Below are 14,932 nucleotides of genomic sequence, written 5' to 3'. Positions count from 1 at the left end.
AAAAAAACGGGGAAGATGTTGACGAAAAAAACATTTATATAATACTATTATGACTAGAAGCATAAAAGAATATGATGAAAAGCTTGGATAGGGAAGAGTACAGGCACCCCGCGCCTAAAGAGAGAGAAATCATCAGCTGAAAGATTTCTCAGGAAAGCGGATCTGGAAGTCGCCCTTGAGCAGTGTTCCTGAACAGCTGAGTAGGGAAGACCGGCGGAGGCCGTTAAAACATTTAAGAGCATGGGAAAGGGCTTTGTTTTCCCGTGAAAAAAGGTGGTACCGCGAAATCAGCTCCTTTCGTCCTTTTGGATGGGAGGAGTTTTTATTTTGTCAACTTTTAGGAGGAACCGGAAATGACCGATCATCAGCAGCCTAACCTGTCTACTAAATATGATCCGAATGCTGTAGAACAAAACCGCTATCAATTTTGGCTGGAAGGAAAGTATTTTGAAGCCGAAAACAATCAGGATAAAGAGCCATATACCATTGTGATTCCGCCGCCGAATGTAACGGGGAAGCTGCATTTGGGCCATGCATGGGATACAACGCTTCAGGATATCCTGACCCGCATGAAGCGAATGCAGGGCTATGATGTGCTATGGCTGCCCGGCATGGATCATGCAGGAATCGCAACTCAGGCAAAGGTGGAAGCAAAGCTTAAGGAGCAGGGAAAATCCCGTTATGAGCTGGGCCGTGAAGCCTTTTTGGAAGAAACGTGGAAGTGGAAGGATGAATACGCCTCCCATATCCGTGAGCAGTGGTCTAAATTAGGGCTTGGGCTCGATTATTCACGTGAGCGCTTTACCCTTGATGAAGGGCTGTCAAAAGCGGTTCGGGAGGTATTTGTAACCCTCTATAACAAGGGATTAATCTACCGCGGCGAATACATCATCAACTGGGATCCCGCTACGAAAACCGCTCTGTCCGATATTGAAGTCATCTACAAGGATGTTCAGGGAGCCTTTTATCACATGCGCTATCCGCTGACAGACGGTTCAGGACATATTGAGATTGCGACAACCCGTCCGGAAACCATGCTTGGGGATACGGCTGTTGCGGTCCATCCTGAGGATGAGCGATACAGGCATCTGATCGGCAAAATGGTGACTCTTCCAATCACAGGAAGAGAGATTCCAATTGTAGGCGATGATTATGTCGATATGGATTTTGGATCCGGAGCTGTTAAAATTACCCCTGCTCATGACCCAAATGACTTTGAAATCGGAAATCGTCATGAACTGCCGAGGATCCTGGTCATGAATGAAGATGGAACAATGAATGATAAAGCCGGAAAATACGAGGGCATGGACCGGTTCGCTTGCCGCAAGCAAATCGTCAAGGACCTGCAGGAAGACGGGATCCTCTTCCGCGTAGAAGACCATCCGCATTCCGTTGGCCATAGTGAACGAAGCGGGGCGGTAGTGGAGCCTTATTTGTCCACACAATGGTTTGTGAAAATGCAGCCGCTCGCTGATGCAGCCGTTGATCTGCAATCATCAGAGGAAAAAGTGAATTTTGTTCCCGAGCGCTTTGAGAAGACCTACCTGCACTGGATGGAAAACATCAGGGACTGGTGCATTTCCAGGCAGCTGTGGTGGGGTCACCGCATTCCTGCATGGTACCACAATGAAACAGGAGAAGTTCACGTAGGACATGAGCCTCCAATAGACCCGGAAAACTGGAAGCAGGATGAAGATGTACTGGACACATGGTTCAGCTCGGCACTCTGGCCGTTTTCGACGATGGGCTGGCCTGATACAGAATCCATTGATTATCAGCGCTTCTATCCGACGGATGTCCTTGTGACAGGCTACGATATTATTTTCTTCTGGGTTTCCAGAATGATTTTCCAAGGCCTTGAATTTACAGAACAGCGTCCGTTCAAGGATGTGTTAATCCACGGACTTGTGCGCGATGATCAGGGAAGAAAGATGAGTAAATCCCTCGGCAATGGAGTAGATCCGATGGAAGTCATCGGCCAGTACGGGGCAGACTCTCTTCGCTATTTCCTTGCGACAGGAAGCTCACCGGGGCAGGATCTGCGTTTCAGCTTTGAAAAGGTGGAGTCTACCTGGAACTTTGCAAATAAAATCTGGAATGCTTCCCGTTTTGCGCTAATGAACATGGATGGGCTTGCTTATGATCAGATTGATTTGACCGGCAAAAAATCAGTGGCGGATGAATGGATTCTGACTCGCTTGAATGAAACGATAGAACAGGTGACGAAGCTTGCTGACCGGTATGAATTTGGTGAAGTCGGCCGTGTTTTATACAACTTTATCTGGGATGACTTCTGTGACTGGTACATTGAAATGGCGAAGATACCATTATACGGAGAAGACGAAGCGGCAAAGCATACAACCCGGTCGATCCTCGCGCATGTGCTTGACCAGACGCTGAGACTGCTCCACCCGATTATGCCGTTTATCACTGAAGAGATCTGGCAGAGCCTTCCGCATGAAGGGGAGTCCATCACGGTTGCCAAGTGGCCTGAAGTCAGACAGGAGCTTTCCAATGAGCAGGCGGCAAGTGATATGAAGCTGCTGATGGAGATCATCCGTTCAGTAAGAAATATCCGGGCTGAAGTGAACACACCAATGAGCAAACAAATTCATTTAAAAATTAAGACAAAGCAAGAAGAAGTTTCCAGACAGCTGGAAAACAACCGCTCCTATCTTGACCGCTTCTGCAACCCGTGCACGCTGGAGATCGGGACAGACTTAGCGGCAGACGACAAGGCAATGACAGCCGTCGTAACCGGTGCAGAACTGATTCTGCCTTTAGAAGGGCTTATCAATATGGAAGAAGAGATTAAGCGTCTTGAGAAAGAGCTCGAAAAGTGGACAAAAGAAGTGGATCGTGTTCAGAAAAAGCTCAGCAACGAAGGCTTCGTAAAAAAAGCGCCTGAAAAAGTAATTCAAGAAGAACGCCAGAAAGAAAACGAATACGTAGAAAAACGGGATTCCGTTTTAGCCAGAATCGCTGAACTGAAAGGCTGAAACGTGTAGGGTGATCATCACAGAGATGATCACCTGCTTTTTTATTGTGATTAAAAGGAGCTTCCGGAAGCCGGAACGTCATTCTACTGAGGTGAAAAAAATGCTGAAAACATATGAAGAGACGCTGAATTGGATTCATTCAAGGCTGCGATTTGGGATTAAACCCGGATTGGAGCGGATGACGTATATGATGGAAAAGCTCGGGAATCCGCATCTGAATGTTCCGGTCATTCATGTAGCCGGTACAAATGGAAAGGGATCCACGGTTTCCTATATGAGATCTGTTTTAAATGAAGCCGGTTATCAGGTTGGAACGTTTACTTCCCCCTATATCGAGTCGTTTAATGAGCGGATCAGCATGAATGGAGTGCCTTTCAGCACCGGCGATCTCATTCATCTTGCGAATGGGGTAAAGCGTGTAGCAGAAAGAGCAGAAGCCGAATTGGGTGAGCACCCGACCGAATTTGAAATCATCACAGCCATGGCTTTTTTATATTTTGGTAGCGTCCAGCCGCCTGATTACCTTCTATTAGAGACGGGGCTTGGCGGGCGCCTGGATTCCACAAATATCGCAAAGCCGGTGCTTTCTGTGATTACTAACGCCGGCTATGATCATATGAACATTTTAGGATCTTCAATTGAAGAAATTGCCGCTGAAAAAGCAGGGATTATTAAAGCGGATACTCCTGTTGTTACAGGGGTGAAAGCGGGAAAAGGCCTGGATCAAATCCGTTCTAAAGCAGAGGAAATGAACGCAGAGCTGCTCGTATTAGGTGAGGATTTCCGCATCGGAGGTATACGCTCTGTGGCGGAGGGGGAGGAATTCAATTTTTCAGCCCCTTTTAAAGAGTGGAACGGCTTAAGCATCAGCATGTACGGTGCCCATCAGATTGAAAATGCAGCCCTTGCTTTAATGGCAGTGGCCCTGCTGGACCATAAGGGAAAAGCATGCGTCACAGAGCCGTCCATCCGAAGGGGATTGTTCAAGGCAAGGTGGAGCGGAAGATATGAGAGGATGCGGAGCAATCCAGCGATTATTTTAGACGGAGCCCATAATTTCGAAGGAGCAGAAAGTCTTGCCGAAACGATTGCCAGGCACGAAAAGGGAAAAAAGGTTCATATGCTGTTTACCGCCCTTGAGGATAAAGAATACGAAAAAATGCTGCAGGTGCTGGAAAAAGCTGTGGATACCCTGTACGTAACTGAGTTTGATTTTCCTCGCGCGGCTTCGAGTGAGCGGCTATTAGAGGCAGGCAGCTTAAAAAATGAAGCGGCCGTTAAAGACTGGAGAACATTTCTTGCAGAGTTCCCTAACAGGATGAATCCGGATGAAGTCCTTGTGATTTGCGGCTCATTGTACTTTATTTCCCAGGTTCGACAGTTCTTGTCGGAAAATAAAAAAATAGATTTTAGGTGAATAGACCTAAATAATTCACACAACCGTCTGAAAATTTGCTAAAATATAGAACAAATAGAGGACGGCTAAAGGAGGGGGCTGCGTTGGCTAAACGTGTGCAAATCACCTTGTGGATGACATGGGCGATTGTTTCACCGCTGATTTTTTATATAACGTACCAAGTATGGCCTCCTGATCTCGCAGGAAAATCGATCGGAGATTTACTTTTGTTTCTGATTCTAATGTGTACAGTGGCCCTCATCCCAATTGTAGTAAATGGCACACCGGTGTTTTTCGTGGAAGGGGTATCCCTTGCCGTATTTTTATACTTCGGCCTTTTTGCAGAGATGGTGCTGATTCAGCTGGCGATGATCGTCCTGCTCCTGAGGGTAAGAATTGGATGGAAGGATCTGTACCGGTACCCTGTTAATTTTCTGATGTTTCTTGCTATTTCTCTTGCAAGCGGTGCCGTTTATGAGTGGATGGGCGGCGGTCACGGACAGCAGGAGCTGACATGGAGCTTTGCAGGAGAAATATTGATCTATGTGGTTGTCTCTCTGTTTGTAAACCACCTCATCCTGAACAATATTATCTGGAGGTTTATGTACAAACGAAAAGCCCCGTTCTTTTCAAGAGACTTTCTATGGGAGGGCTTTGCAGCAAGCATCGTTTCCCCTTTTGGTTTTCTGCTCTACGTTTTGTACGGGGAGCATGGGAATCTGGCCCTCCTTTATGTAGGGCTGCCGATTATCGTAATCTCTATAATGCTCAATCATTATTATGCGGCGAAGCATATCAATGAGTATTTGCAGAAAGCGAGTGAAGTGGGCTATCAGCTGACAGAAAGACTGAACGTAGATGATGTCCTGGATGTATTCCTGGATAAAATAACAGCAATGATTCAAGTAGACTATGCCTACATCATTGATGTGACCGATCAAAACACACTCAGAATCATCCGCAAAATGGAAGACGGAAAGCACCACAAAAGCCCGGATCAAACCGTCAGGATTACAGAGGGAATCAGCGGATATGTATTTGCAAGGAAAAAGAGCTTTCTCTTTCATAAACGCACCCAATGGGAGCACTTGGGCAAATACATGCCGAAAGCGGCACAAAGCTTGATGGCCTTTCCGGTATTTCGCAGTCAGCAGGTAGTCGGGATCGTAATCCTCGCATCCAATAAAAGGCGGAAGTTCGAAAATCATCAGCTGATGATCGTAAATCTCCTGATTGCCCATCTCGCTGTAGCCATTGAAAACGCAAGGTTTCATGAAGAGACAGTAAATCAGACCATAAAATGCTCTTTAACAGGGCTTTACAATTACCGGTTCATGGAAGCGGAGCTTGTAAGAGAATTTACCCGGTTAAAGGAAGGGACACTCTCACAGTTTTCATTGGTTCTCCTTGATCTCGACCATTTTAAACGGATCAATGATACGTATGGGCATCAATCTGGAAATGAAGTACTCATTCAGCTGGCTGAGAGACTCGAGCGATTTACCGGAAGCAAAGGAACCGCTGCCAGGTATGGAGGAGAGGAATTTGTTGTCCTCCTCCCCGGCATGGACCGAAATGCCGCCCTGTCCTTCGCGGAAGGTTTGCGGAAAGAGATCGCTGATCAGCCCTTCATCGCAGAACAAGACCTGACAGGAGCATCCAGACAGCCGATCTGTGTGACCGCAAGCATCGGCATTGCAGAAGCGCCCGCTGATGCAGATGACCCGTTATCTCTTGTCCGCCATGCAGACCGGGCCATGTATACTGGGGCCAAACGGGCAGGCCGCAATAAAGTGGCGGGATATTCGAAATAGAGGGGATCATCGAAGACTCAAGAACGCTGCTGAGGCGGACTTGGGTTTTTATTTTGGGTTTTTGAAGCCAGCTCCCTGGTATGGGAGGAGTTTAAACGGGAATTTAGCAGGGTGTCCGTGTCGGTCAGCTGCAATTTTGTTCGAAATTTGTCGAAAAGTCGATATTCTGAAAAAATAGCCGATATCATTTTTTTTCGGCCGATAAAATTCAATAATAGCCGATAAAATCAAATAATAGCCGATAAACGAAAATTTAGGTCGATATCCGAAGAGGTAAACCATTATATGGAAATTTGGGGTTTGGTTTTTACTGGATCAAGCGCTCACATTGAATAAAAGGCAATGCCGAAAAAATAATAGGCTGTAAATAGGAAAAAAAGATTATCTTTTTCTATGAATTTGGTATAATGTGATTGACAAGACAAAGTTTTACAGAATATACGAGACTATAGGAGGAGCAGTTCGATGTTTAAACGGATTTTTGCCGCTATTTTACTAATGACTTTGATGATTTCAACGTTCTATTTACCTAGTGCTTCTGCTTCCGTTCCAACCGGGATGTATATTGAAACATCGGTATCTGCTTCTCCTGAGACGATGAATATAGGGTATGGGGAAAGCGTTTCTTCATCTCTTGAAATGAAAATACTGGCTAAAGGGGAAGCTCCCAAGACGGAACGGCCCCCGATTGATGTGGTATTTGTATTTGATAAATCCGGTTCGATGAACGACACCGTAAATGGAAAAACGAAACTGCAGCACGCGAAAGAGGCGATGGATGCTGCGCTTTCCACTTTTAATGAGAATAACAAAAACCGGATGGTTTCAGACCGTTTTGCACTGGTAGCCTTTGATTCCGGAGTCAGTGACGCCAATTCTCAATTTTCCCTTACCTCGAATACATCTGGAATTTCTTCGAAGATCTCTGCTATGCGTGCTGAAGGGGGAACGAATTACACCAATTCTCTTGAAAAAGCCAGGCAGATTTTGGAGCAGGGGAAGGATTCGGCTGACCGAAAGCAGTATATTATTTTTATGACGGACGGCAAGCCGACCAACTCAGAGAAAATAACTGCAGCGAACCGAAACTTTAAAGAGCTGATCGAGGTCGACGACTACTCGAGCCGGTTTGGGAACAGATCTTTCTGGATTAAATATTTTTCGGGAATGGTCACCACCTTCAAAGACGGTACGTATGTAATCGGTGATTCCGGCAACCGCAATGTGTATATCACAGGCACTAAAAAACAGTATTTTGATTCCAATCCAAGCCAGAATTATGTTATAGCAGAACACGGCGGCAAGTATTATATTGAATTGAAATCCGCATCAGCGGTTCAGTCAGATATCGAAGGCCATATTCACGAACAGGCACAGTTAATAGCAGACCAGGGCATTTCTCTGCAGTCGATTGGATTTGGAGAAGCCCGGAATGCTTCACAGATTGACATGGATTTCCTAAATGATCTTTCTCTTAAAGGAAAAGGGCAGGCGATCAATGCGGTAGGAAGCAGCATTGTTGAGGTTTTCCAGACGATTTCCCGCAATATTTCATCCGCTGTCCCGGTTCTGACAGGCGGCTATATTAAATTTAATCTTCCTGAAGGAGCTTCGCTGGATCCGGATTCAAAGGCGAGGAGGCTATCAGGGGGCAAATATCAAATTGATCTTGATACAAGAATTGAATACGATAGAACGCCTATTCCTGAACAGGTCAACTACACGCTTCCAATTACCTTCAGCCAGCCGGGCAGTTATTCCATCGATTTAGAGATGGGCTTCAACGGGGGAGAATACAAGAAGACGAATAAAGCTGTATTGAATGTTAAGCCTATTCCGGTTTCCTCTGCAGCCTTTGATCCGATTACGATTGAAGTCGGTGAGACGGTCACCTTAAATCCGCTTTTGAGGATTGAGCCGGCCAACGCCTTCCAAAAACTTGATAAGATAAAGAAGGCCAACGCTTCCAATCAGGCATTTTCCATCTCCGTAGAAAACGGGATATTCACGGCTACCGGCCTAAGTCCGGGATTTGATGACATCACAGCTGAGATTTTGAGCGGTGACAATGTATTCAGGCCAAAAGGAAAGATTTATGTAAAAGACCCTGACTCATTAAAATGGTAAGAAAAACGCCTCCCAGTTTGGGAGGCGTTTTCTGCGTTACCGGCTGATTATCGTATCGTCCAGTATAACTTGATAGGTTTCCACGCGGGGGAGGGCATCCATTTGATCAATCAGAACGCTCGGATCGTGTTCAACATAGAAGCGTGATTTTTGTCCTTTCTGGTAGGAGGGGGTACTAATCTGATCCGCCAGCCTCTTAGAGCGGCTGATCCGGTCCTGTCTGATGGCGTTAATCGTCAGTTTCTTCTCAGCGAACACACCGCCATTAATTTTAAAGATGGACCCTACCCCATAAAGCTCTGCAGACTGCTCTGTGAAAAGAAAAGCGTCGATCGCTTCCGATTGCTGATAATCCTTAAACTCGTTAATCCGTGACATGAATAGATTCTCCTTTGACATGACCACAAGCTGTTTATCATCTAACCCTTTAATATTTGTGTTAGAAATAGAGGTTTCGCCCAGCACATATATGGTGGAGTCCACCTGCACCTCATCATCTTCCGCTGCTTCGGTCCCGCCCGCGGAGTTTGTCTGATTTCCTTCTATAATTAGGTCCCCGGTTACAAAGATATTGCCGGCTACTTTAATCGGTTTATCCGTGTCAGCCGTTATGGTTAAGTTTCCATTTACAATCAGCCATTTTTCATCGGCGAGCAAGAAATCTGAATCAATCGTAAAAGGGTCTTCCAATTTCGCTGACGGGGAATAAATGACGTTTTCAGGAATCGGCTCTCCTGCACCATTCAGATCTTCCAGCAGCTGCGAAAACCCATCATCAACTTGGAGTGTGCACCCGGTTATGGGAGTGCTGCAGAAATTAAGACTCGAGAGTGCCTGATTAATTTTTTTAACGGTAATATCTTCCTTTACGTAGTCAGCTGTCCCGCTGACGGTATTCAGCACCTTTGCCAGTGTCTGCTCAAAATCAACGGGAATGTAGTCCTCCGTGTCCTTCCGGAACGTGACTTTGCTGCCTTCCTCGAAGTAGCCTTTAAGAACAGAGTAGTCGGACAAAATATCTTTTCCATTGATGGATTTCCGGATTGTGGCTGTCCCGTCGAGCTTAGGATACCTCGTTTGTGTCTCTGCGGTTGTATTGTTTAAAGCGGCTTCCTCATCAACGTACCGCGCTGTATCCTTCGTTTTAAGCTCCTTTGTATAAATGTTTCCCTTAAACTCTGAAGCCCCGTTTAATTCCATAATGCCCTTATCAACTTCATCATTACCATACTCATCAAGACCATCACCGGTCCCGGCAGCAAAATTCAGAAAGGTCGGGGTAGGACTGAGGAACACTTTTTTGGAAACGGTCTTTGTTAAATTTCCATCTGTGTCTGTATAAGAAAAATTGTAGGCTTTCGTCAGCACAGAGGAAGGATCCTTAATGCCGCTCGCTTCAGACTCATCTGTGATGGTCAGCTTTCCCTCTTTATCCAGCAAGGAATTGTTTATCGTTCTAAGCTCTGCGTGCACCTGAGTAATTTGATTGGAGCCGGTCAGCTTGATGTCTGATACGCTGTCCCGAAAATCCGCTATCACTTCGTTTAGTTTACGCGTTGCTTGAGCCGTAAGCTGTATATCATCCACCCGGATTTCAGTCCGTTTCGTACCGCCGATCGTGCCGGCTGCAATCGTCAAACCGAGGACGGTAAATACAAGGGAAATGAGCATAACGGTTAACAGGGTTTGCCCTTTTTGATTGTTCAGCATTTTCTGCTCCTCCAAATTAAAATCCAAATTGGCTGGTTAAGGTCATCGGTTCAACGGCAATGGGGCTTTCCTTTGTGTAGTTGGCATCCTGGATACTGAGCGTCATTTCAATTAAACCGGATGTGCAGCTGTCCGGTTCGTCGATGGAGCGTTCAAGACAGATGATGTCAGCTGTTGGGTTGACGAGCTCATAGGGCTGGCTTGTCAGGGTGGCGGTATCCTCTTCTCTGCTGACCTCTTCGTTCTTTTCATTCTTCGTGACAATGGCCGTTTCTTTTGTTACCTGTTCTCCAAAGGTAAACGTAATGACCGTTTCGCTCAATGCTTCTCCCTCAACAAAAATTTCCCCTTCACTGCCGTCGGCTCTGTTTTGCTTTTGAATCTCCTTGTTCTGGATAAATTGGAGACAGGGCTGACCGTTTATGGATGTACAGCTTCTGGCGGCATCAATTTTCGATTCATCCAGTGTATCCAGTAGGGCGGATAGCACATAATCTGCTTCTTCTCTCAGCTGAACCTCGATCGACGTCTTTTCATAGGTTTTTATACCCATCATAAACACATTGTAAAAGACCGTTAAAAAGATGCCGGAAACGGCTAAAACGGCCAGCAGTTCAATGAGTGTGATGCCCTTCTCATTCCTCAGGGCGCTAGCGGTTTTTTTCAATGGCGATATACCCCCCGAGCTCTGTATCGTCCTCGTCCCATTCCACCGAAACGGTAATAGGAATAAGCGAATCCTGAAGATCTATGGATGAATGTTTTTGGATTGTAACGGAAACTTCATACTGGCGGTTATTGATTTCAGGAGAAAAGTTCAGCTCACATTTAGATGTTCTGTTTCCGCTGATCACAATCTGTTCCGTCTGGTTAAGCACGGTTCTGCCTGAAGACAGCTTGTCGCTCTGACAGGCTTCTCCGGTAATATTTACGGGTCCGCTGCCGGTTAAATAATGTCCGCTTACGGCACTGAAGCTTTGCTGTTCCATATAATTCAGCATATTGCGCGCGACATAAATGCCTATCGTTTTGTCTTCGTTTTTACCGGAAAAGTCCATTGCCTGGGTGAAAAACTGCAGCATTCCGAGCGTCAGGATACTGAATATGGATATGGAAAGCAGGACCTCAATCAGCGTAAATCCGTTCTTATCGGGAGATATAAATCTTTCAAACAATGGAAATCCCTTCTTTCCAATTCAATAGCTTTATTATACAATAAGTGATAGTCGAATAATGTCTATTTTAGGGATTTTTTTACTGGTTTTAAGAGTATGATAGTTCTTTGTGCGTAAAACTTTCGGCTGAGGTGATGAATTGGAATTATTTAGTTGGGATTTTATTTTATATTTACTGATTGCGCTGCTGATCTGGATTCCTGTATTCCTCCTTGTACCGTTTCCATTGCGATCTGAGGGGAAGTGGCTGATCACAGGTATTTCATTTTTATTAGCCGTCCTTTATCTGGCTGCATCGCAAGTGCTGCCAATGTGGCAGGCCATCCTGATCACAGTTTTGCTTCTTGGAATGGCAGCTTATTTTGTTCAGCAGAAGGGATCAAGCTTCCTTGCAGCTGAAGGGCTCCATGAGGAGGATGATGAGGAGGAGGCGGTATATTTTGACCGGCAGGATGATGAAGCGCCTCTGTATTCCTCAGCGGCAAGCAAAGACATGACGGAGACGGCAGATGAGGAAGAGGCCTACGTTCGGAATGAGGACTTTGAGTCTGCAGAGATAGCAGAAGATCACGAACAGGAAGAAAAAAAGGACGAGTGGGAAACGGAATGGTTTGCAGCTGATCTTGAGATAGAGGAATTAAAGGTGGAGCAGCCACAGCCTTCTGCTGAAGTCCCGTCAGAGCCTGAGCTCCTGGAAGAATGGTTTGAAAACCAGGAACTTTCAGATTCTTCAGGAAGTATTGAACTGGCTTCTGTTCCTGAAGACCGGCAGTTTTTAAATGAATTAGCGGCTGACGGTGCGGGCGAAAAAAATGCGAAGCAGACTGAATTGGATGCCCAGCCGGAGATAAGTGCTTCTGAGGTGTCTGACGACTGGGAAACGGAATGGTTTGAACAGAGCAAGGCTGAAGCAGAAGACCCGGAACAAAATAACAGCGGAGAAGCAGATGAGATCGGTTTGAGTTTATCCGCTGAAGAAAAAGAAGCTTTTCATAAACTGTTTGAAGAACCAGACGAAGAAGAAATGCACTATGATCTGGATTTGCAGGCAATGAATCCTATCAACCATGAACTGGACAGTACAGATCCCGCAGAGTCCGGCTCCGGCTATGAGATCGATTCTGAAGAAGCTGATTTTGAACCGGAGTCAAAACCGGAACCGGAATCAGACCCAGAACTCGAACCCGAACCCGAACCCATCCCTGAAAAAGGAATGCAGGATGACCTGCTGCATGCCCTGTATGACCAGCTGCTTATGCTGAAGGATACGTCTGAGGCGGGAGAATTCAGCGCCATGATGGACGAGGTTCTCATTCAATCAAAGGGCGTGAGGGAATATTTTGTTTTCGTTCAGCTGTATTTGATCCATTTACAGGAAGCCGGTCAAAAAGGCGCATTTCAATCTGTATATGACGAGGCTCTGGAGCATCTGGAGGCTTATCCATCTTTAACAGAGCAATTATCCTGGACTAATCAGCAGTAAAAAGAATCTATTAATCTATTGGATGTGGTGAATGATGAAGAAAAGTATCGAAATCGTTGGATTGCCGATCGTATGCATATCAGAAGGAAAAGAAGCCGGAGAAGTGAAATCCCTTGTTATTAACCCTGAAAAGGGAACTGTCGATTTTTTAACGGTTGAGCATGCCGAATGGCAAGTGAGTGTGAAAGCCATTCCGTTTAAAAAAATTGTAGGAATCGGGGAATATGCCGTTACGATCGAGTCGGAGAATTCCATTATTGATTTAAACGAAATTCCGATTGCGAATCAGCTCGTTAACAAGCGCATTAAAATAAACGATACCCGCGTGATGACCCGAAAAGGGCAGCTGCTTGGAGAAGCAAATGAATTTTTCGTAGATGATGACAGCGGCGCGATCCTTGGGATCCAGGTAGGCCAAAAAGATAGGCAGGTCGTTATTGAATCTGCGGATGTTTTAACATTTGGAAAAGATATTCTGGTAGTGAAAGAGGATGTCCATTATTACACAGCCCCGGAACAGCTTGAGGAAGAGCCTGAAGAGCTGGCAGAGGAGACACCGGAAGCGCTGGAAGGAGTAGTTGAAGAATCTCCTGCCCTCACTCCGGCTGAGCCACCATCAGCTTCCATGCTGTCGTTTTCAAACGGATACAGCCGCCAGCCGATGGACGAAATAAAAGAAAAACAGCTGCAGCTTCTGGAAGGCAAGCGGATTTTAAAAGACATTTATACAAAATCAGGCCATATTCTTGTGAAAAAGGACAGCCTGCTTTCGGCTGAAGCTATCCGCCACGCACAGGAAGAAGGACCGGGCATTATTGTTGAATTATCTATGAATGTAGAAATGTAAGGAGTCATGCACAGGTGAGAAACTCTGGTTTAAAAGTATTCCTCGCCCTCCTTGTTTGTACCGCTTATCTGACTGGGTTTTCCTACACAGGACAAGCTGTGTGGGATTACTTCAGCAACGGGGACCGGTTTGAGCCCAACACGAAAATAGCATCGATTGATATCTCAGGTCTTCCTGCAAGGGAAGCAGAACAAAAAGTAGAGGATTCAATTAAAGAATGGCAGGCTTCCAGCCCGGTTGAGTTCATGTTCCGGGACCAGGAAGCGGTCCTCCCGGCTGAAGCCATCCGGTTTAAAGTAACGGAAAGCATCAGGGAAGCAGAAGACGGGCAATCTTCTCCGCTGCTCGTATCAATAGACAGTATGCTTGCAGACCGGGTTATGCTGGATTTAGCTTTAGATGAATCAGAACGGATTGATATGGATCATGTAAAAAAACAGATCTCTGAATCAGCCGCAGTCCTTGCAGCCGGTCAGGAGTACGATCTGGAAAGCTACGTAGCGGGTGAAGACCAGCTCATTTCCGAACAGAGTCTTGTGATTCCCGCTGGGGATCCTGAAATCAGCAAATTCGTTGAATTGCACCCATCTATTAAAATGGAGCCGCTCTCCCAGTGGTCCCTGCTGGAGCAATTTCCGGAAGCGACCAGCCAGGATTCGCTCAGCATGATTGCTTCCGCTATTTACAAAGCCGTGCTCAGCACGAATTTATCCATTGTAGAGCGCCATACAGGGATGACCGTTCCCGAATATACGGAGCCGGGCTTTGAAGCGAAGGCTGTACCGCAGGAAATGGACTTAAAGATTTTCAATCCAAATCATACCGCCTATACGCTTTCTTTTGAACTAAGCGGAGAAAGCCTGATTGTCAGGGTTACAGGGAAGCCTCTTTTGAATATGTATAAAGCAGTCATTGACCAGCCTGAATACTTTTCATTTAAACAAATTATTCGCTACAACGCTGCTCTTTCTGTCGGTGAGGAAAGAAGAATCCGTGAAGGGACGGACGGTCTTTTTGTAAAAGTAACGAGGAGCGTGACAGACCTTCAGGGGAATGAAAAAGAGAGCGAAGAGATTTCAGAGGATTTCTACCCGCCGATTCATGAAATTATTGAGAAACGCTATGAAGAACCGGTTGAACCGCAAGATGAAGTCTTAACGGATTTGCCGGAAGAAGAACAAGAATTGCCTTCCATCCCTGAAGATCCAGCTGTTCCATCTGAAGGAGAGGAAGAGCTCCCGGCCGAAAGCGGAGAGACCGCTGAGGGTGAGGAAAAGCCCTTAGAGGAAACCGAAACCGTGCCGGCGGAGGATTCTGCCGAGGCAGATGAAGCGTCAGAGCAAGAGGCAGAAGAGCCCATTGAAAAATAACAGCAGCGGGG

The 14,932-nt window shown here is 46.0% G+C and carries 10 protein-coding genes and 1 other annotated feature; of the genes, 7 read left to right on the top strand and 3 right to left on the bottom strand.

Annotated elements, in window-relative coordinates; translation table 11 throughout:
* Window positions 1-75: 75 nt before the first annotated feature.
* Window positions 76-308: a binding site (T-box leader), on the top strand.
* Between the two features lie 45 nt (window positions 309-353).
* The 4 genes from ACQCVE_RS06605 to ACQCVE_RS06590 all read left to right on the top strand — a co-directional run bounded on the left by ACQCVE_RS06605 (window position 354) and on the right by ACQCVE_RS06590 (window position 8,336).
* Window positions 354-2,999: a valine--tRNA ligase gene (locus tag ACQCVE_RS06605; RefSeq protein ID WP_426843734.1), complete on the top strand. Its 2,646-nt coding sequence runs from the start codon at window positions 354-356 to the stop codon at window positions 2,997-2,999.
* A gap of 100 nt (window positions 3,000-3,099) precedes the next feature.
* Window positions 3,100-4,416 carry a bifunctional folylpolyglutamate synthase/dihydrofolate synthase gene (locus ACQCVE_RS06600; protein WP_426843735.1) on the top strand — a complete coding sequence of 439 codons (1,317 nt, stop codon included), beginning with the start codon at window positions 3,100-3,102 and terminating at the stop codon, window positions 4,414-4,416.
* 83 nt (window positions 4,417-4,499) lie between these two features.
* A complete protein-coding gene (locus ACQCVE_RS06595) occupies window positions 4,500-6,209 on the top strand; it encodes a diguanylate cyclase (RefSeq protein WP_426843736.1) in 1,710 nt (569 codons plus the stop codon).
* 465 nt (window positions 6,210-6,674) lie between these two features.
* Window positions 6,675-8,336: a VWA domain-containing protein gene (locus ACQCVE_RS06590; protein WP_426862177.1), complete on the top strand. Its 1,662-nt coding sequence runs from the start codon at window positions 6,675-6,677 to the stop codon at window positions 8,334-8,336.
* A gap of 36 nt (window positions 8,337-8,372) precedes the next feature.
* On the opposite strand, the gene ACQCVE_RS06585 is transcribed toward ACQCVE_RS06590, so the two are convergent.
* The 3 genes from ACQCVE_RS06585 to ACQCVE_RS06575 are packed head-to-tail and all read right to left on the bottom strand — an operon-like array spanning window position 8,373 to window position 11,221.
* On the bottom strand, window positions 8,373-10,046 hold the full coding sequence (locus tag ACQCVE_RS06585) for a hypothetical protein (RefSeq protein ID WP_426843738.1): 1,674 nt from the start codon (window positions 10,044-10,046) through the stop codon (window positions 8,373-8,375).
* 16 nt (window positions 10,047-10,062) lie between these two features.
* Window positions 10,063-10,713 carry a type II secretion system protein gene (locus tag ACQCVE_RS06580; protein WP_426843739.1) on the bottom strand — a complete coding sequence of 217 codons (651 nt, stop codon included), beginning with the start codon at window positions 10,711-10,713 and terminating at the stop codon, window positions 10,063-10,065.
* Entirely contained in the window at window positions 10,697-11,221 is a 525-nt protein-coding gene (locus ACQCVE_RS06575; RefSeq protein ID WP_426843740.1) for a type IV pilus modification PilV family protein, read from the bottom strand. Before ACQCVE_RS06575 ends, ACQCVE_RS06580 begins: the two co-directional genes overlap by 17 nt.
* Window positions 11,222-11,360: 139 nt before the next feature.
* Between ACQCVE_RS06575 and ACQCVE_RS06570 the strand changes: the two genes are divergently transcribed.
* Genes ACQCVE_RS06570 through ACQCVE_RS06560 form a run of 3 tightly spaced genes read left to right on the top strand, consistent with a single transcriptional unit; the run spans window position 11,361 to window position 14,921 of the window.
* On the top strand, window positions 11,361-12,704 hold the full coding sequence (locus ACQCVE_RS06570; RefSeq protein WP_426862175.1) for a hypothetical protein: 1,344 nt from the start codon (window positions 11,361-11,363) through the stop codon (window positions 12,702-12,704).
* Between the two features lie 34 nt (window positions 12,705-12,738).
* Complete coding sequence (locus ACQCVE_RS06565) at window positions 12,739-13,551, top strand: PRC-barrel domain-containing protein (protein ID WP_426862366.1); 813 nt, start codon at window positions 12,739-12,741, stop codon at window positions 13,549-13,551.
* A gap of 14 nt (window positions 13,552-13,565) precedes the next feature.
* Window positions 13,566-14,921: a VanW family protein gene (locus ACQCVE_RS06560; RefSeq protein WP_426862173.1), complete on the top strand. Its 1,356-nt coding sequence runs from the start codon at window positions 13,566-13,568 to the stop codon at window positions 14,919-14,921.
* Window positions 14,922-14,932: the final 11 nt, after the last annotated feature.

It is taken from the genome of Metabacillus sp. 113a, assembly GCF_050107635.1.
Taxonomy (GTDB): Bacteria; Bacillota; Bacilli; order Bacillales; family Bacillaceae; genus Metabacillus_B.
The sequence above is the reverse complement of the archived record's forward strand: the minus strand, read 5'-3'. Positions and strand labels throughout refer to the sequence as shown.